The sequence below is a fragment of the Aeromonas sobria genome (assembly GCF_050266975.1).
In the GTDB taxonomy this organism is placed as follows: domain Bacteria; phylum Pseudomonadota; class Gammaproteobacteria; order Enterobacterales; family Aeromonadaceae; genus Aeromonas; species Aeromonas sobria_B.
In genome coordinates this window covers 104,612-123,690 of sequence record NZ_JBKISU010000002.1, presented here as the reverse complement: position 1 = coordinate 123,690, position 19,079 = coordinate 104,612, and the positions used below count along the sequence as shown (strand labels likewise).

Annotated in this window: 11 protein-coding genes; 6 read left to right on the top strand and 5 right to left on the bottom strand. The window is 65.4% G+C overall.

Annotated elements, in window-relative coordinates:
- The first annotated feature begins 54 nt into the window (after positions 1 to 54).
- On the top strand, positions 55 to 492 hold the full coding sequence (locus tag ACLHZ1_RS01755; RefSeq protein ID WP_427260711.1) for a PliI family lysozyme inhibitor of I-type lysozyme: 438 nt from the start codon (positions 55 to 57) through the stop codon (positions 490 to 492).
- 67 nt (positions 493 to 559) lie between these two features.
- Here ACLHZ1_RS01755 and yjeH read toward each other — a convergent pair whose 3' ends face one another.
- Positions 560 to 1,843 carry an L-methionine/branched-chain amino acid transporter gene (yjeH, locus tag ACLHZ1_RS01750; RefSeq protein WP_427260710.1) on the bottom strand — a complete coding sequence of 428 codons (1,284 nt, stop codon included), beginning with the start codon at positions 1,841 to 1,843 and terminating at the stop codon, positions 560 to 562.
- A gap of 160 nt (positions 1,844 to 2,003) precedes the next feature.
- Here yjeH and ACLHZ1_RS01745 point away from each other — a divergent pair, with 160 nt between their 5' ends.
- Positions 2,004 to 2,429 (top strand): Lrp/AsnC family transcriptional regulator, encoded by a 426-nt coding sequence (locus ACLHZ1_RS01745; protein ID WP_041993430.1) that lies wholly within the window; start codon positions 2,004 to 2,006, stop codon positions 2,427 to 2,429.
- 249 nt (positions 2,430 to 2,678) lie between these two features.
- On the opposite strand, the gene ACLHZ1_RS01740 is transcribed toward ACLHZ1_RS01745, so the two are convergent.
- On the bottom strand, positions 2,679 to 3,977 hold the full coding sequence (locus tag ACLHZ1_RS01740; RefSeq protein ID WP_427260708.1) for an HAAAP family serine/threonine permease: 1,299 nt from the start codon (positions 3,975 to 3,977) through the stop codon (positions 2,679 to 2,681).
- 469 nt (positions 3,978 to 4,446) lie between these two features.
- Between ACLHZ1_RS01740 and ACLHZ1_RS01735 the strand changes: the two genes are divergently transcribed.
- The 3 genes from ACLHZ1_RS01735 to ACLHZ1_RS01725 all read left to right on the top strand — a co-directional run bounded on the left by ACLHZ1_RS01735 (position 4,447) and on the right by ACLHZ1_RS01725 (position 15,708).
- The gene (locus ACLHZ1_RS01735; RefSeq protein ID WP_427260707.1) at positions 4,447 to 5,358 is read left to right on the top strand and encodes a LysR substrate-binding domain-containing protein; all 912 of its coding nucleotides are present in this window, start codon (positions 4,447 to 4,449) and stop codon (positions 5,356 to 5,358) included.
- Positions 5,359 to 5,459: 101 nt separating this feature from the next.
- Positions 5,460 to 6,875, top strand: coding sequence for an MATE family efflux transporter (locus tag ACLHZ1_RS01730; RefSeq protein ID WP_427260706.1), 1,416 nt, complete (start codon positions 5,460 to 5,462; stop codon positions 6,873 to 6,875).
- Positions 6,876 to 7,209: 334 nt separating this feature from the next.
- Positions 7,210 to 15,708 carry a GH36-type glycosyl hydrolase domain-containing protein gene (locus tag ACLHZ1_RS01725; RefSeq protein WP_427260705.1) on the top strand — a complete coding sequence of 2,833 codons (8,499 nt, stop codon included), beginning with the start codon at positions 7,210 to 7,212 and terminating at the stop codon, positions 15,706 to 15,708.
- A gap of 11 nt (positions 15,709 to 15,719) precedes the next feature.
- On the opposite strand, the gene ACLHZ1_RS01720 is transcribed toward ACLHZ1_RS01725, so the two are convergent.
- A complete protein-coding gene (locus tag ACLHZ1_RS01720; protein ID WP_408792508.1) occupies positions 15,720 to 16,436 on the bottom strand; it encodes a Crp/Fnr family transcriptional regulator in 717 nt (238 codons plus the stop codon).
- A gap of 415 nt (positions 16,437 to 16,851) precedes the next feature.
- On the opposite strand from ACLHZ1_RS01720, the gene ACLHZ1_RS01715 reads away from it, so the two are divergent.
- A complete protein-coding gene (locus tag ACLHZ1_RS01715) occupies positions 16,852 to 17,181 on the top strand; it encodes a hypothetical protein (RefSeq protein ID WP_427260704.1) in 330 nt (109 codons plus the stop codon).
- Between the two features lie 254 nt (positions 17,182 to 17,435).
- Here the strand turns inward: ACLHZ1_RS01715 and ACLHZ1_RS01710 are convergent, their stop codons facing one another.
- Positions 17,436 to 17,753: a BON domain-containing protein gene (locus ACLHZ1_RS01710; protein ID WP_427260703.1), complete on the bottom strand. Its 318-nt coding sequence runs from the start codon at positions 17,751 to 17,753 to the stop codon at positions 17,436 to 17,438.
- Positions 17,754 to 18,115: 362 nt separating this feature from the next.
- Positions 18,116 to 19,066 carry an acetyl-CoA carboxylase carboxyl transferase subunit alpha gene (gene accA, locus ACLHZ1_RS01705; RefSeq protein WP_427260702.1) on the bottom strand — a complete coding sequence of 317 codons (951 nt, stop codon included), beginning with the start codon at positions 19,064 to 19,066 and terminating at the stop codon, positions 18,116 to 18,118.
- Positions 19,067 to 19,079 lie beyond the last annotated feature (13 nt).

Sequence of the window (19,079 nt, the reverse complement as noted above, 5' to 3'; positions counted from 1 at the left end):
ACCAGCGGCCCCCTACCCGTCACAGACACACAAGCAGCAACAAGGGTCCTCTCCATGAAAGCCTTACTCATTGCACTCGGCCTGCTCGCCCTGCCCCTGACGACCCAGGCGGCGGACGGTTTCTTCCAGCAACTGACCCTGCCCACGGGCCAGGTGGTGACCGTCGGCGAGGGGCGCGGCGAGCCCGCCTCCACCGGCAGCTATGACGTGCGCCTCTACACGGGGGCCAACCCCGAGTTTCCCCTGGATCAGTTCATCGACGGCAAGGTGCTGCCGCGAGACGGCAGCATCAAGGCCCTCAAGCTGCAGGATCTCGATGGCGACAGGCAGCCCGAGCTCATCGTCATCGTCGAGAGCGCCGGCAGCGGCAGCTACCAGAGCGCCGACGCCTTCACCATCTTGCCCCAGAAGGGGCTGGAGAGCGTCAACCACGTGGAGGGGCTGGCCCCCGGCGAGGACGTGATAGAGGCACTGCGTACCCCGGCAGACTGACCGGAGCTGCCATGAAGAGACGCCCCCTTCAACCCGGCCTCGGCTGGGGGGAAGGGGGTGAGGCCCCCTACTTTGACACCTCGATCGCGGGACCCCGAGACGCCCCCCGTCGGCCACGGCGCCGCCACCAGACGAAGAGGCCATAGCCCAGGGTCAACAGCAGGGCATAGATCCCCTCGGCCGCCAGGGCCACCATGATCCCCAGACAGAGCAGGGTACTCACCCCCGCCAGCCACTTGCCACCCCCCGTCAGCAGGCGCCAGCCCGCCGCCATGCAGAGCAGATAGACCAGCACGAAGTTGCCGTTGGCGTAGCGGATCAGGGTATCCAGGGGCAGGGTCCAGTAGAGGATCAGGGTGATGGAGAGGACGCAGACGGCGATGACCCAGCCGAGGGCCCGCACCGGCGCCCCCCGGGCCGACAGAGTGGCCAGGGAGGCGGGCAGCTTGCCCTCGCGAGCCATGCTCCAGATGAGCCGCGCAAAGCCTTGCAGATAGATGTTGATGCTGGCGAAGCAGGAGAGGTAACCCAGGATGGCCACCAGCCACTTGGCGGTGGGGCCGAACAACAGGGAGAGCAGGGTCGGGATGGCGGTGGCATTGGTCGCCTCGTCCCCGTAGAGACCGTATTTCAGCACCACCAGGGAGTGAACCCAGTAGATGAGCCCGGCCAGCAAGACGCCGCCGAGCAGGGCCAGGGGGTAGTCCCGCTCCGGGTTTTTGAACTCCTCCCCCATGTGGGCGAAGGCCTCAAGGCCGACGAAGCACCAGAACATCACCGCCAGGGCCGTGGCCATGGCGGGCCACTCTCCCGGGGTGGGCAGGGGCATCGCCGCATCCTGCCAGCGGATCTCCCCCTTGATGGCGATGAGCAGGGTCAGCCCCACTATGGCCAGGGCGATCAGCAGTTGCAGGTTGCCCGAGGAGCGCGCCCCCCGCAGCCCCAGCAGGAAGACACCGAGCAGGGTCAGCAGCTGGATGGCCCACAGGGTCAGCTCGCCGAGCTCGAACAGGGCGTGCCAGAATCCCGCCGCTATGGTGAGGGCGGCGGGCAGTCCCACCGGCAGCACCGCCAGGAAGAGGAACGCCGAGTAGCGCTCGGCCCCTGCCCCGAACGCCTTGCCGATGAGATGAGGCGCCCCCCCCGCGTGAGGATAACGGCGCCCCAGCCTGGCGAAGGTGAAGGCGATGGGCAGCACCAGCACGATAAGCAGCCCCCAGGCCCAGAGGGAGGCGTCCCCTGCCAGGGAGGCGGCGGCGGCCGGCACCACGAATATTCCGGTGCCCAAGAGGGAGGTCGCCAGCAACCCCATCCCCTGCCACAGGCCCAAATCTTTCTTTAAACTCGACATAATCCCTTGTCCGATGTGAGAATCGCCCACCATGTTAGGCCAAATCGGCGCGGCTGATAAGCCATCAAGCCGCCCCTTGGCGACGGCGAAGTGACGGTTGTCGCCGCCATTTCGTCGGCAGCGGATAGGGCGCACCCAACAGAGGCAACAAAGAGGCAAGGTGGACAGATACGACGAGAAGATGGTGGCTCTGCTGCAGCAGGATGGCCGCCTCAGCATCAGCAAGCTGGCCGAGGCAGTGGCCCTGTCCCGCTCGGCGGTGAGCGAGCGGCTCAAACGCCTGGAAGAGCGGGGCATCATCCTGGGTTATCGCGCCGTGCTGGCCGAGCCAGAGGGACAGATCAGCGCCTTCTTCGAGCTCTGCTTTCGCACGCCCCGCTGCGAGCAGTACGGCGCCCTCATCGGCCAGATCCCCGAGGTGCGCCTGTGCTACAGCATCAGCGGCGATACCGACATGCTGGTGCAGGTGAGGGTGGCCGGCATGGCGCGGCTCGAAGCCATCCGCCAGCAGCTGGAGGCCCTGCCCCAGCTCACCATGATCAAGACCCACACCATCCTCAGTGAACTGGTGGACCGTACCCGCTAAGCCCGGCTCGCCATGGTCAATACCCACTCCCTCTTGTGAGCGAACGAGTGGATCGTACCCGCTAAGCCCGGCTCGCCATGGTCAATACCCACTCCCTTGTGAGCGAACGGGTGGACCGTACCCGCTAAGCCAACCCCCCGTCGCCTAAGCGAGCGGGTGGAGCGTACCCACCAACCCCGGCTCCCACAGCCAGGCGCCCAATCAGCACAAAGCCGCCCGAAGGCGGCGTTGTGCTATCCGAGCCGACGCTCAGAACAGCAGGGAGTAGAGGATCCCAGTCATGGCCAACCCCCCTATCAGGGTGACGAACAGGTTGCTCGGCTGACCGGCAAACCTGGCCATGGCGGGCACCTTGCGGATGGCGTACATGGGCATCAGGAACAGCAGCATGGCAATGATGGGGCCGCCCAAGGATTCAATCATGCCCAGAATGCTGGGGTTGAGGGTGGCCACGGCCCAGGTGGTCAGGATCATGAACAGGGCGGTGATGCGGTCGAGCTGGGCCACGTCCAGTCGCTTGCCGCGCTCGCGCAGGGTCTTGACCATCAGGCCGTTGAACCCCTCCTTCGCCCCCAGATAGTGACCGAGGAAGGACTTGCTGATGGCGACCATGGCAATCAGCGGCGCCAGGGTGGCGATCACCGGGTTGTCGAAGTGGTTCGCCAGGTAGGAGAGGATGGAGAGGTTCTGCGCCTTGGCCGCCAGCAAGTCGGCGGGGGAGAGAGCCAGCACGCAGCTGAACACGAAGAAGAGCACGCTGACCACCATCATGATGTGGCTGCCGAGCAGGATGCGGTTGCACTTGCCATCCGCCCGCTCCCCGTAGCGCCGCTTGTTGTCCACCGCGAAGGAGGAGATGATGGGGGAGTGGTTGAAGGAGAACACCATCACCGGGATCGCCAGCCAGAGCGTCTTGATGAAGTCACCGCCAAAGGCCTCGGCCAGGGGCGGCGCCTCGCTGATGATGGCGCCGTTCCAGTGGGGCACCAGATAGAGGGCCAGCCCCATCAGGGCGATGACGAAGGGGAAGACCAGCACGCTCATCGCCTTGACGATGAAGTGGCCACCCAGGCGCACCACGGCCATCAGGGCGAGGATCAGCCCCAGGGCCAGCAGGGCCCGCGGCGGCGGTGTCATGTCCAACTGGTGCACCATCAGGCTCTCCACCGTGTTGGTGATGGCCACCGCATACATCAGCAAAATAGGGTAGATGGCGAAGAAGTAGAGCAGGGTGATGAGCTTGCCCGCCGCCTTGCCGAAGTGCTCCTCGACCACCTCTGTGATGTCCCCCTCCCGGGTCGAGCCGGAGAGGACGAAGCGGTTGAGGCCACGGTGGGCGAAGAAGGTGAGCGGCAGGGCCAGCACTGTCATGGCCAGCAGTGGCCAGAGACCGCCCACACCGGCATTGATGGGCAGAAACAGGGTGCCGGCACCGATGGCGGTGCCATAGAGTCCCAGCATCCACACCAGATCGGCCCTGCTCATGCTGCTGGCGCGCGCCCCCTGACGTGGCAGGCCGGCCTCTACTGCAATATTCATCTCGGACATGGGTCTTTCCTGTAGTTTGACAATCGAAATCTGGCACATGGCATACGCCACCTCGTTCCGACTCCCTGGAACCCTGTCTCCCTCCTGGATCCTGCCCGCATCCCGGGCCTGTCGCGGCAACATGCTGGCAACGGCGGGGGCAGGCAGAAGGGTCAGCGCTCATCGGCCGCCCGGGTCATTCACATCCCGTTAACCCCTGCCATGTCTATGGGGTCACTGTAAATTAAACGCCCGGCCAAACAATAGGTAAATTTTAAAGATTCAACAAAAGTTTGACCCAAATCGTATTTCCGGCGCCCTGGTTCACACTCTTGCCCCAAGGTTGTAAACCCGGGGTAAACCGAAGGCCGCTCCGGCGGCCATGGCCGCCGGACGTTAACAAGGTGTTTGCATCCTCGGCTTGGTGCGCCCGATTGTGCGCCGCCCTGCCCTGGCGTACCCTGTTCTTCCCATTTTTCGCTGGATCAACATGGCCATCACCCGCACCGATCTCGCCGAGCTGGCGGTGTTTGCCGCCGTCGCCCGCCACCAGAGTTTCAGCAAGGCCGCCCTCGAACTCGGGGTCTCGGCCTCTGCCCTCAGCCACAGCCTCAAGGGGCTGGAGACCCGGCTGGGGATACGCCTGCTCAACCGCAGCACCCGGGCCGTGGTGCCCACCGAGGCGGGTCAACGACTGCTCGAGGGGTTGCTGCCCACCCTCACCACCCTGGAGGAGGCCCTGGCGGAGCTGACCCGCCACGGCGACGAACCTGTGGGGCGCCTCAAGATCAGTGCCCCCCGCAGCGCCATCGACGAGCTGCTGACCCCTGTGCTCATCGACTATCTGGCGCGCTATCCGCGCATGCAGGTGGAGGTGGTGGAGCAGGAGCAGATGCCGCGCCTCATCGAGGATGGTTATGACGCCGCCATCTTCTATGGCGACCTGCTGCCCAAGGAGATGATCGCCGTGCCCATAGGGCCGCCCCAGCGCTACCTGGTGGTGGGCTCCCCCGCCTATCTGGCCGAGCACGGCACGCCGCAACACCCCAGGGATCTGACGCGCCATGCCTGCATCGGCTACCGGCTGACCCCCTCCCACCACTACCGCTGGGCCTTTGCCGGGGAGGAGGGAAGCCTGCTGGAGATAGAGGTGAGCGGGCCGCTGACCACCAGCACTCCCGCCCTCTATCTGGGGGCGGCCGAGGCGGGCCTGGGGCTGGCCTACTGCTATGAGGAGGAGGTGAGCGAGGCCCTGGCGGCGGGTCGGCTGGTGACTGTGCTGGCCGACTGGAGCCCCACCTTTGCCGGCTTCAATCTCTTCTATCCCAGCCGCCACCAGCTGGGCCACGGCCTGCGGGCCCTGATAGACATGTTGAAGGCCCACCATAGCCCGCGAAACTGATGAGCAATATTCATTAATCCATCAAATAAACACCGGATTATCAATGGAAAGCTAAGAATCTACACTGTGGCTTCGATCCCCGACCCGGCAGAAGCACAGATATGTCAGCCTATTTCATTCGCCGTCAGCGGGCCATGACCCGCCGTTTCTGGGGCTATGCCCTCCCCTCCATCATGGCCATGCTGGTCTCCGGCGCCTATTACCTGGTGGATGGCATCTTCGTCGGCCACTATGTGGGGGCCGCCGGTCTCGCCGGGATCAACCTGGTCTACCCGGTCATCATGGTGCTGATCGGCCTCGCCGCCATGGTTGCCATGGGGGCGGCGACCGCCATCTCCCTCCAGCAGGGGGCCAGAAACCTCGCCCTGGCCCGTCAGGCCCTGGTCAATGCGTTCTGGCTGCTGGGGCTGCTGGGGGCCCTGGCTCCGCTGCTGCTGCACCATTGGCACACCGACATCCTGCTGGCCCTGGGCATAGCACCGGATACCGAGACCTGGCAACAGGCCAGCGACTACCTCGGCTGGATAGGAGGCGGCACCCTGCTGCTGGCCAGCAACCTGGCGGTGCCCTATCTGCTGCGCAACGACGGTCGCCCCCGCCTCGCCATGGTACTGGTGAGCTGCGGCGCCCTGCTCAACATACTGCTCAACTACATCATGGTCGGCCGCCTGGGGCTGGGGCTGGTGGGCACGGCCCAGGCCACCCTCATCTCGGAAGGGGTGGTCAGCCTGCTTGGCCTTGGCTATTTCTTTAGCTCCCACGCCAGGCTGCGCCTCTCATGGCGCCAGCTGGTGCCCAGCTTCCCGGCCATGCCCAAGCTGTTGTTCACAGGGCTGCCGAGCCTGATCGCCCAGTTCAACCTGGGGCTGCTGCTGCTGCTGCACAACAGCCAGCTGATGGTGTACGGCTCGGTCAAGGATCTGGCGGGCTTTACCGTGGCCGGTTACACCGAGGCGGTGTTCATCGTGATCCTGCAGGGGCTGGCGTTTGGCATCCAGCCCCTCATCAGCCAGGCGGCGGGGGCCGGGCGCCATCGGGATCTCAGCTTCCTGATGGCCATGGGGCTCAACGTGGCGCTGCTCTACGGGGTGGCGGTCTGGCTGCTGGTCCAGCTGCTGCCGCAACCTGTGGCCATGCTCTACACCGGCAGCCAGGATGACGAGCTGCTCGCCGCCGCCGTTCGCAGCCTGACCCTGAATCTGGCGGCCATTCCCCTGGAAGGGGTCATCATGTTCGGCATAGTGCTGCTGCAATCCATGGCGCGCACCCGTCAGGCCCTGGTCATCTCGGCCGCCAAGACGGCGCTGCTGCTGCCCCTCATCTTCCTGCTGCCGCTCTGGTGGGGCCGCGACGGCGTGCTGCTGGCCCAGCCCGCGACCGTGCTGCTGCTGACCCCGCCGCTCTGCTGGCTGTTGTGGCGGGAGTGGCGTCGCCTCGCGCAGGCCAAGCCCCTCCGCCGCCAGCACAGCCACGCCCTGGCCAGGGGGGAGCGGTTCGCCTCGACCGATCTCGGCTGACGGCTGAGGCTGCGTGGTGAACTGCCCCTCCCCTTATGTACGTTAACGAACAGACAGCCCCCTTCCCCTCCCCCATAGTCTCAGTGTTGCCAGCCCCCTTCCCCTGCGTTTGTCAGGCCGGGGGCGCGGCGACCCATCGCGGTTGCCGGCCCGGGAGCCCATAGCCCCGGCACAACGGCAGCCCCCCCTTGCCCGTGACCAGGGCGGGGTTTTCACTTCATCCGGCATGCCGATGACAGCAGCCCCGTCACCCCTTGCCTGCGAGGATTGCCCATGTCCCAACGGCCATGCAGTGGCGGCTCTGCCCCCGCCCTGAACGAGCAGGAGAGGGCCCATGAATGAGTGGTTAGCCGGACGGCTTGGCGTGCATAGCCCCACCGGCCCCTGGCAGAGCAAGGAGCCCATTCGTGAAGAGCTGTTCGGCATAGAGCGGCTGGAACTCCATGCCACTACCCTGGCCGAGGCGCAGCCGGTGACGGCGACCCCCATCTCTGTGCCCTCCCTGCATCTGCGGCTCAAGGCCAACGAGGCAGTGCTCTCTCGCGCCTACCGGAGCAGCGCCGCCGAGCTCGAGCTGGGTCATGATCTGACCCACGCGGCCGAGTGGTTCCTCGACAACTATCACCTGGTGGAGGCCCAGCTCTACGAGATCCGCAGCAGCCTGCCCGGCGGTTACTACCGTCAGTTGCCCAAGCTCGCCGCCGGCCCCTTCGCGGGCTACCCCAGGGTCTTTGGCATCGCCTGGGCCTTCATCGCCCACAACGACAGCCACTTCGACGCCGAAATCCTGAGCCGCTTCATCCTCGCCTATCAGCGCGTGCAGCCCCTGACCATAGGGGAGCTCTGGGCCGTGCCCATCACCCTCAGGATCGTGCTCATTGAAAACCTGCGCCGCCTGGTGGAGCAGATCACCCTGGCCCAGCAGATCAGAGCCGATGCCGATGCCCTCTGCACCCGGCTGCTCGTGGAGGGCTGCGCCGATTCGGCGCTGAGCGAGGACATCGCCTCCCGGGCGAGCGGCCCCCTCTCCGAGCTGTTTGCCGCCCAGCTGGTCAAGCAGCTGCGGGATCAGGATCCCAACACCACCCCGGCCCTCGGCTGGCTGGAGGCGCGCCTCACCCGGCAAGGGGTGTCGGTGGAGGAGGTGGTGCTCCATGCCCAGCAGCGCCAGGGCGCCTCCAACGTCACCATTCGCAACGTCATCACCAGCATGCGCCTCATCTCCGGCATGGACTGGAACGAGCTCGTCGAGGGGATGAGCCTGGTGGATCATCGACTGCGCGCCGAGAGCCGCTTTGCCGAGATGGACTTCCCCACCCGCAATCTCTATCGCCAGGCCATAGAGCAGCTGGCCCGCTACTCCGACCAGGATGAACTGGCGGTCACGGCCCGCGTCTTGACCGCGACCCGGCTCCCTTCCGGGCAGGAGCAGGACGAGATCCGGCGAAGGGCAGAGGATCCCGGCTATCACCTGATCGCCGAGGGGCGGCCCGCCCTCGAGGCCGCGCTCGGCTTTCGCCCCCCGCTGCGCCTTCGCCTGCACCGTTTTTATGCCCGGCTCGGCATCCAGGGGTACATCGGCATCATCGCCCTGCTGACCCTATTGCTGCTGGCCCTGAGCCACGCCCTGCTGGTCTCCCCAGACGAACCCGGCCCACTCTGGCTCTTTCTGCTGTTTGCCATCCTGCCGGCCAATGCCGTGGCTCTGGCCCTGGTCAACTACCTCATCAGCTGCCGCCTGGTCCCCAGACCGCTGCCCGCCATGGATCTCAGCCACGGCATCCCGTCCTCGCTACGCACCCTGGTGGTCATGCCGACCCTGCTGGTGTCGCCATCCGAGCTGCTGGCCCAGATCGAGCAGCTGGAGGTGCATCATCTGTCCGGGGTGGGTGGCGATCTCAGCTTTGCCCTGCTCAGCGACGGTGTGGATGCGCAGCAAGAGCGGCAGCCGGGAGATGAAGCCCTGCTGGCGGTGGCGCGCCAGGCCATCGCCCGGCTCAACGAAAAATATGGCCCTGGCCCCTCGGGGGATCGCTTCTGGCTGCTCCATCGCCACCGCAGGTTCAACCCGGGCGAGGGGTGCTGGATGGGATGGGAGCGCAAGCGGGGCAAGCTCTGCGAGCTGAATCGCTTGCTGCGCGGCGCCACGGATACCAGCTTCATGGCGATGGACGGCGAGCCCCCCGCCATCCCCCAGGGAGTACGCTATGTCATCACCCTGGACGCGGATACCCGCCTGCCGCGCGATGCCGCCAGTCGGCTGATTGGCAAGATGGCCCATCCCCTCAATCACGCCCACCTCGATGCGGGGCGCCAGCGCGTCACCCATGGCTACGGCATACTGCAGCCCCGGGTCACCCCCTCGCTGCCCCTGGGTCAGGACGGCTCCTACTATCAGCGGCTCTATTCGGGACCCGGTGGCATGGATCCCTATGCCGCCACCGTCTCCGACATCTATCAGGATCTGTTCGGGGAGGGATCCTTCACCGGCAAGGGCATCTATGACGTGGATGCCTTCAGCGCCGCCCTGGCCGGACGGGTGCCGGACAACCGCCACCTGAGCCATGACCTGTTCGAGGGGATCTTTGCCCGGGCGGGTCTGGCCTCGGACATCGAAGTCGTCGAGGAGTTTCCCTCCCGCTATGATGTCAGCGCCAAGCGCCAGCATCGCTGGACCCGAGGTGACTGGCAGCTGCTCGCCTGGATCTGCCAGCGCCAGCGCGGGCAGGAGGCCCTGCCCCTCATCGGACGCTGGAAGATGTTTGACAACCTCTGCCGCTCCCTGCTGGCGCCGAGCACCTTGCTGGCCCTGCTGGTCGGCTGGCAACTGCCCCTCGCCGCCGCGGCACTGGCGAGCCTCTTGCTGCTCGCCACCCTGGCACTGCCCATTTTCCTGCCCCTTGTCGTTACCCTGCTCCCCCGCAAGCGCGAGATCTTGTGGCGCCACTACCTCGGCATGGTCGGCCAGCACCTGCAACGGGCCTTCATGCAGGCCCTGCTCAGCCTGGTGTTTCTGACCGATCAGGCCTGGCGCATGACGGATGCCATAGTGCGTACCCTGTTTCGCCTCTCCCTCTCCCACCGCCATCTGCTGGAGTGGACCACCTCGGCCCAGAGCTCGGGGTCGCCGCGCCTGAGCTGCGCCGGGTTTTATCGACTGATGGCGGCCGGGGTGGCGCTCGGGCTGGGGGTCTGCACCCTCACCCTGCTGAGCGTCCCCGCCGTCTGGCCTCTGGTGCTGCCCGTCGGCCTGCTCTGGCTGCTGGCCCCCCTGGCGGCGTACTGGACCAGCCGCCCCCGCTACCTCACCAGGCAGAGGCGCTGCCCCCCCGCGGATGCCACAGCGCTGCGTCTGGTCGCCCGCCAGACCTGGCGCTATTTCGAAACCTTCGTCACCGATCTCGACAACCAGCTGCCGCCGGACAACTTTCAGGAGAGCCCCCTCGAGGTCATCGCCCATCGCACCTCCCCCACCAACATGGGGCTCTACCTGCTCTCCATCCTGGCGGCCAATGATTTTGGCTGGGCAGGGCGCGGAGCCACCCTCAAGCGGCTGGAAGACACCCTGGCCGTGATGCAGCGTCTGCCCCGCTTCAGGGGTCACTTCTTCAACTGGTACGATACCCGCAGTCTGCTCACCCTGGAGCCGGCCTATGTCTCCTCGGTGGACAGCGGCAACCTGGCCGGTCACCTGCTGGTGGTGGCCACCGGCTGCGAGCGCTGGCAGCGAGAAGGAAATGACGGCGCCATATGCAGCGGCATCCTGGATACCTGTCGCCTGGCGCAAGAGGCATTGCAGGCCTACGCCACGGGAGAGGGCGCCCCGGCGCAGGGGCTCGCCGCCTGCCTCAAGGAGATCCGTGGCCAGCTCGCCCGCCCGGTATCGGCGACGCACCTGCTCCCGGTGCTCGCCCGGCTGACGGCGCAGGCCTGCGCCACGGCACACCATATGGGTCTGAATGAGGATCCCATGGCGGGGGGCGATCTCCTCTTCTGGCTCGAGGCCCTCAAACGGGTGGTGGCCGAGCACCTGCAGGATCAGGCCGCCGCCCCCGACATGCGCCAGCGGCGGCTGCAGGCCCTGGCACTGCAGGCCCGCAGTCTCGCCATGGGGATGGATTTCGCCTTCCTGCTCAATGGTGAGCGCAAGCTGCTCTCCATCGGTTACTCCCTCTCCGACAACCGGCTCGACGGCAGCTGTTATGATCTGCTCGCCTCGGAGGCGAGGCTCGCCAGCCTGTTTGCCATCGCCAAGGGAGATGTTGTCACCAATCACTGGTTTCGGCTGGGACGGGCGGCAACCCCCCTGGGCGCCGGTGCCGCCCTCATCTCCTGGTCGGGATCCATGTTCGAGTATCTGATGCCCTCCCTGGTGATGCGGGCCCCCATCGGCTCTCAGCTCGAGCAGACCAACCGCCTCATCGTCGACGCCCAGATCCACTACGGCCGTGCCCTCGGCATCCCATGGGGCATCTCCGAGTCCGCTTACAACGCCAGGGACATGGAGTTCACCTACCAGTACTCCAACGTCGGTCTCCCCCAGCTCGCCCTCAAGCGCGGCCTGGCCGAGGACAGGGTGGTCGCCCCCTACGCCACCGGGCTGGCCGCCATGGTCAACCCGGGGGCGGCCCTGGCAAACTTCCAGCGCCTGGCCGCCATGGGGGGATGCGGTCGCTACGGCTTCTACGAGGCCCTCGACTTCACCCCCTCACGCCTGCCCGACAACCAGCAGGTGGCCGTCGTGCAAAACTACATGGCCCACCACCAGGGGATGACCATAGTCGCCCTCGCCAATGCCCTGCTCGGGGGGCAGATGCGCGCCCGCTTTCATGAAGACCCCATCATCCAGGCTTGCGAGCTGCTGCTGCAGGAGCGGATCCCCCAGGACATGGCCATCGTCCGGCCCCACGCCGCCGAGATAAAGGCCTCCCTCACCCAGAGCGGGTTCGAGGTGAGTTCGGTGCGCCGCCTGCCGGCGTCCAGACAGGGGGCACCGGTCACCCACCTGCTCTCCAATGGCCGCTACAGCGTCATGGTCACCGGGGCGGGGGCGGGTTACAGCCGCTGGGGCAACATCGCCATCACCCGCTGGCAGGAGGACGCCACCCGGGATCACTGGGGCTCCTTCCTCTTCCTCCATGATCTCCAGAGCGGCGAGACCTGGTCCCCCAGCGCTCACCCGCTGGGCAGCTCGGATCCGAAGGGGGAGGTGATTTTCGCCGAGGATCGCGCCCAGTTCATTCATCATCAGGATCGCCTGACCACCACCCTGGAGGTGCTGGTCTCCGGTGAGACGGACGGGGAAGTGCGGCGCATCTCCCTGAGCAACCGTGGCCGCAGCCTGCGCCGCATCGAGCTCACCTCCTATGCCGAGGTGGTGCTGACCACGCCGGAAGCGGATCGGGCCCACCCGGCCTTCAGCAAACTCTTTGTGGTCACCGAATACCTGGCCGAGTTGGGGGCCCTGATCGCCACCCGGCGGCCCAGAGCCCCCGAGGAGGAGGCGATCTGGGCCGCCCACTTCATCATGGTCGAGGAGCAGGCGGACGGTCCCCTGCAATATGAATCCGACAGGGCGCGATTCATCGGTCAGGGCCGCACCCTGGCCAGTGCCCACGCCTTGCAGCCCAAGGTGCCCCTCTCCAACACCACGGGCACCGTGCTTGACCCCATCTTCTCCCTGCGCCAGCGGGTCCAGGTTCTGCCCGGCGGCAGCACCCATGTCGCCTTCTGGACCCTGGTGGCCTCCTCACGGCCGGCGCTGCTCGATCTCATCGATCAGCACCACAACCGCCACGCCTTTCAGCGGGCCAAGACGCTGGCCTGGACTCAGGCCCAGGTGCAGTTGCACCACCTCAACATCCAGCCCTCAGACGGAGCCAACTTCCAGCGGCTGGCCGCCCCCCTGCTCTATGCCGATGCCAGGTTTCGCGCCCCCTCCCGCACCATCGGCGAGGGACTGATGCGGCAATCGGCCCTCTGGCAACAGTCCATCTCGGGGGATCTGCCCATCATGCTGCTGCGCATCGACGATGTGGAGGATCTGGCCCAGGTGCATGAACTGCTGCTGGCCCACGAGTATCTGAGGATGAAGCGCCTGGCGGTGGATCTGGTGATCATGAACGAGCACGCCTCCACCTATGTGCAGGATCTGCAAAACGGCATCGACACCGCCGTGCGCGGCAGCCAGTCCCGGCCGCGCTTCCACTCCGAGCTGGCCCAGGGATCCGTCTACACGGTGCGCCGAGACCTGATGAGCGGCGAGCTGTGCGAGCTGCTGTACGCCGCGGCCCGCGTCGTGCTGACAGCGCGCCGCGGCACCCTGCAAGAGCAGCTCGCCCGCCTCAAGGAGCCCCCCCAGCACGCCCCATTGGCGGCGCCCCCCAGAGCGCGCCACGCCGGCGCCATCAAGCATGCCCATCACCCCGAGCTGGAGTGCTTCAACGGCCTGGGGGGATTTGCCAGGGAGGGGCGCGAATACGTCACCCTGCTCAGCGGCGAGCAGACCACCCCGGCCCCCTGGCTCAACGTGATTGCCAACCCCGGCTTTGGCTTCCAGGCCTCTGCCCAGGGCAGTGGTTACACCTGGGCCGACAACAGCAAGGAGAATCAGCTGACCCCCTGGTCCAATGATCCGGTGACCGACCCGGTCGGCGAGGCCATATACATTCGCGATGAAGAGACCCGGGCGCTGTGGAGCCCCACCGCCCAGCCCATCCGCGACGGGGGCCAGTATGTCGCCCGCCATGGCTTTGGCTACAGCCGCTTCGAGCACCAGGCCCACGGCATCCACAGCGAGCTGCTGCAATACGTGCCGGTGGCGGATCCCGTCAAGATCTCCCGCCTGACGCTGCACAACCTGACCAACACGCCCCGCCGACTCGCCATCACCTGCTATGCGGAGTGGGTGCTGGGTCCATCCCGCGCGGTCAGCGCCCCCTTCATCACCACCCGGATCGACGAGCGGACCGGGGCCATGCTGGCCCGCAATCCCTGGAACGGGGCCTTCCCCGAGCGGGTGGCCTTCCTCGACCTTGGCGGCCGGCAGACCAGCTGGACCGGGGATCGCAGCGAATTTATCGGGTACCAGGGCCAGCTCGCCGCCCCGGCGGCGCTGCTTGGTGATCATCCCCTGTCCGGCAGCACCGGGGCTGGCATGGATCCTTGCTCGGCGCTGCAGACTCACGTCGAGCTGGCCCCTGGCCAGCGGCTGGAGATCCTGGTGCTGCTCGGCCAGGGGGCCTCGGCCGAGCAGGCCGCTGAGCTCATACTGCGCTATCGCCAGGATCTCGATGAGGTACTGGAGCAGGTCGAAGGCCAATGGCGGGGGCTGCTCGGCGCCGTGCAGGTCAAGACGCCGGACAGGGCCATGGACATCATGCTCAACGGCTGGCTGCTCTATCAGACCCTGGCCTGCCGGATCTGGGCCCGCTCCGCCTTTTATCAGGCGGGCGGGGCCTATGGTTTTCGCGATCAGCTGCAAGACGGCATGGCCCTGGGATTCGCCGCTCCCGAGGCGACCCGGCAACATCTGCTGCGGGCGGCGGCTCGCCAGTTTGTGGAGGGGGACATGCAGCACTGGTGGCTGCCGCACTCCGGCCTGGGGGTGCGCACCCGCATCTCGGATGACAGGGTCTGGCTGGCCCTCGCCACGGCCACCTATGTGCGCAGCAGCGCCGATGACGGCATCCTCGAGGAGAGGATCCCCTTCCTGGATGGTCCGCCCCTTGGGCCGGATCAGCAGGATGCCTTCTTCCTGCCCCAGGTCGGCGAGGAGGTCGCCTCCCTCTATGAGCACTGTGCCCGCGCCCTGGATCAGGCCATGGCGCTCACCGGCAGCCTGGGGCTGCCGCTCATGGGGTCGGGGGACTGGAACGATGGCATGAACCGGGTCGGCAGTGGCGGCAAGGGCGAGAGCGTCTGGCTCGGCTGGTTGCTGCTGCGCACCATAGCGCTGTTCGCCCCCCTGGCCCGGGCCCGTCACGACGACCGCGCCGAGCGCTGGCTGGCCCATGCCGAGCGGGTCGGCGCCGCCCTGGAACAAACCGCCTGGGATGGCGCCTGGTATCGCCGGGCCACCTTCGACGACGGCAGCTGGTTGGGGTCAAATGAGAGTCATGAGTGCCAGATAGATGCCATCGCCCAATCCTGGGCCGTCCTCTCGGGCGCCGCCGACCCGGTCCGGGCCAGGATGGCCATGCAATCCCTGGCGCACCATCTCATCCGCGACGATGAGGGCCTCTGCCTGCTGTTTCGCCCCCCATTCGATACCCTGACCCAGGATCCGGGCTACATTCGCGGCTATCCCCCCGGGCTTCGCGAGAATGGCGGCCAGTACACCCATGCCGCCGTCTGGGCCATCCTGGCCTTCGCCCGCCTGGGGGAGGCAGACAAGGCCCATGGGCTCTTCAACCTGCTCAACCCCATCCACCACGCCCGGGATCCGGCGGCGGTCGAGCGCTACAAGGTGGAGCCCTATGTCATGGCGGCGGACATCTACTCGGTCGCGCCGCACACCGGGCGGGGTGGCTGGACCTGGTACACGGGGGCGGCTGGCTGGATGTACCAAGCGGGACTGGAGGGCATCTTGGGGATCCGTCGCGAGGGGGAGTGGCTGCTCATCGACCCCGCCCTGCCGACCCACTGGCCGGGATACAGGGTGGAGATCGCCCTGGCGGAGTGCCAGATCATCATAGAGGTGAGCGCCGAGCCCCTGTGCGAGCAGGCGGCAGGCACGGTGCGACTCGATGGCGTGCTCCAGCCCCCCCGTGGCTATCCGCTGCGGGTGCCCCTCCATGGTCAGCACAGGGTCGAGATCATCCTGGGGGAGTGAGGGAAACCAGATCAGGGCTTGGACAGATAGGGCAGCAGCCGGTCCGTCTCGGCCTTCACCACCCCATAGCATTCGCAGCAGAGCTGCTCCAGCCTGGGCCTGTCCAGCACTGTGATGTGACCACGGCGGTACTCGATCACCCCCAGTTTTTGCAGCTTGCTCGCCGCCTCCGTCACCCCTTCACGCCGAACCCCCAGCATGTTGGCGATCAGCTCCTGGGTCATGGAGAGCTTGTCGCCAGAGAGCCTGTCGAGGGAGAGCAGCAGCCAGCGGCAGAGCTGCTGATCGATGGAGTGGTGACGATTGCACACCGCCGTCTGGGCCATCTGGGTCAAGAGCGCCTGGGTGTAGCGCAGCACCAGGTGGAGCATGTCGCCATGGAGGTTGAATTCGGTCTTCAGCAACTGCCCCTTCAGGCGATAGGCATGGCCTGCACTCTGCACCAGGGCGCGGCTGGTGGTGCTTTCGCCCCCCATGAACAGGGCTACCCCGATCAGCCCCTCGTTACCCACCACGGAGATCTCCGCCGAGGCGCCATTCTTCATCACATAGAGCAGGGAGACGATGCAGTCGATGGGGAAATAGACATGGCGCAGGGCATCACCAGATTCATACAAGACCTTCCCGAGCGGGAGTTCGATATATTCCAGATGGGGCAAGAGGCGCGAATAGACTTCGGGCGGCAAGGCTGCCAGCAGATGATTCAGTTGCGGGTGATGTTCAGACATATCTCGTTCTCCACGCTGGGCTAAACACTGACATGCCACCCGCCGCTATTCATCACTCCCGCCTATCCCGCCATGGCGAGAGTGACATCTCCGGCGCAGCGCCATATCAGCAGACATAACAGGGCGTCTGGGAGCCGCTATTTTCATTCGCAATCATCGGCACCTATGTGCCCTAACGTACCGACACCATACTCTGAATGGCTCATATTCCTATAACGCTCATCCATCATAAACACTGGGCGTCATGGCACGGGTATTGGCTGCCACAAATCAGAATAGGCTGTCAGACATCATTCAGCGATATATGCATGGCCGCCATGGTTAACGTCCTGTTCGCCTGTAACTGAATGAAGAGGCCCCCACGCCACACCTGTCAACGTCCCCCGGCAATCACAGAGACCGAATACGGAGCAATATGATGAATACACCTGACAAGAGTGCCCCTCTCACCAAGAGTGACGGGGCAACCGCTTCGGCGGCGAAATCGAAAGAGGCGAGCGGTGCCAGCATCAACCCCACAGTGGCGCACATGACCCAGAACACCCATGAGGTGGTGGACAAGCTGGCCGAGGCCGCTAATTCCACCGCCAGCACCTTCAACGAGAAGGGGCGGGATTTGAAAGAGGCGAGGGTCACCTACCTCAAGAAACTCCGCACTCACATCAATCACAACCCGGTGGGAAGTATTGCTCTGGCAGTCGTCATCGGCTTTTTCATCAGCTGGTTGCTGATACTGATCTTCTAACGCAATAAAAACCCCCGGGCCGAATCAATCTGGCCTGGGGGTGCTATTGGTTTCATGGCAAAACGAGCTGTGACAATGCTGTTATGTGCGCACTTTTGCCGATCCTCATCGGCGCCGCCGACTGTTTCCTGCCCAGAGGCAGGCGCTTTTTCCCCATTCATGCAGCGGCTCAAACGGGGCTTCAGCGGGGGATCCCACCCTGACGGTGAGTAATGCCTTGGCCATATTATTCCCCCGCCACCTTTATCCCCGGGTCATTTCAGGCGCAGGTCATTCTTGACCGAGGTGACGCCATCGACCTCCCTCGCCACCGCACCGGCCCTGGAGATACTCGCCTCGGAGCGAACGAAACCACTCAGTTGCACCACTCCTTTAAAGGTCTCCACGCTGATCTCGGAGGATTTAAGCTCGGGGTCGGAGAAGATGGCGGCCATGACTTTCGTCGTCACGACGGAGTCATCAAAATACTCCCCCGTCCCTTCCTGGTTGGCCGTGGATCCACAGCCAACCACCACTGCGGATAGCAATACCATGGCGGCAGCGGTCTTGATAATGCGATTGAGAGCTTTCATAGCGAGTTCGACTCCAGCTAGGGTGAAAGAGACCAATGAGCCGGGTACACAGACGAGTACATGGCCATTGCCTCCTGTCAAACCGCTCAACAGGCGGTGGCACAGGGTGCAATCTGGCAGAGACACTGGTAGTAAATTCATATCTTAAATGCTCAGGCTATGCCTGTTCCTTCTCCCCGTCTGTACGCTGGCGTACAAAGGGCGAAGCCGGGCCGATCCCCTCTGTGACTCCGGCTGACAGAGGGCCAGATCAGAAGCCAGCGCCATGATTCACGTCCGAACCGGCCCATTGGACAAACGCGGCCCATGCAAAAGGCCCCCGCATGGGCGGGGGCCTTCGACAACACCTGGACGGCGAGGGCTTAGCAGTAGCCGTAGCCCAGCAGGCGCTGGTAGCGCTGCTCCAGCAGTTGCTCGCTATCGAGCGGTCGCAGGGCATCCAGATCCTGCTTGATGCGGGCCTTGAGGCGCTCGGCCATCAGGGGCACGTCGCGGTGGGCGCCGCCGAGGGGCTCCTCGACGATGCTGTCGATGAGCTTGAGCTCCTTCAGGCGCTGGGCGGTGATGCCCATGGCATCGGCGGCCACCGGCGCCTTGTCGGCGCTCTTCCACAGGATGGAGGCGCACCCTTCCGGCGAGATGACGGAGTAGGTGGAGTACTGCAGCATGTTGACCCGATCGCCGACGCCGATGGCGAGCGCGCCGCCGGAGCCACCTTCACCGATCACGGTGCAGACCACGGGCACGGTCAGACCGGCCATGACTTTCAGGTTGCGGGCGATGGCCTCGGACTGGCCGCGCTCCTCGGCCCCCACGCCCGGATAGGCACCCGGGGTATCGATGAAGGTGATGATCGGCATCTTGAAACGCTCGGCCATCTCCATCAGGCGCATGGCCTTGCGGTACCCTTCCGGGCGCGGCATGCCGAAGTTGCGCTTGATCTTCTCCTTGGTCTCGCGACCCTTCTGCTGACCAATCACCATCACGGGCTCGCCGTCCAGACGGGCGATGCCGCCGACGATGGCCTTGTCATCGGCATAGGCGCGATCGCCGGCCAGCTCGTCGAAGTCGGTGAAGATCTGCTCGATGTAGTCGAGGGTGTAGGGACGCTGAGGATGACGCGCCATCTGGGAAACCTGCCAGGCCCCCAGATCGCCGAAGATCTTCTTGGTCAGCTCTTCGTTTTTCTTCTCCAGCCGACGAATGTCCTCATTGAGATCGACGGCACTGTTGTGCTCACTCACATGGCGGAGTTCATCGATCTGCGCCTGCAACTCGGCAATCGGCTGTTCAAAATCCAGAAAAAGACTCATAGGGCCTATAGAT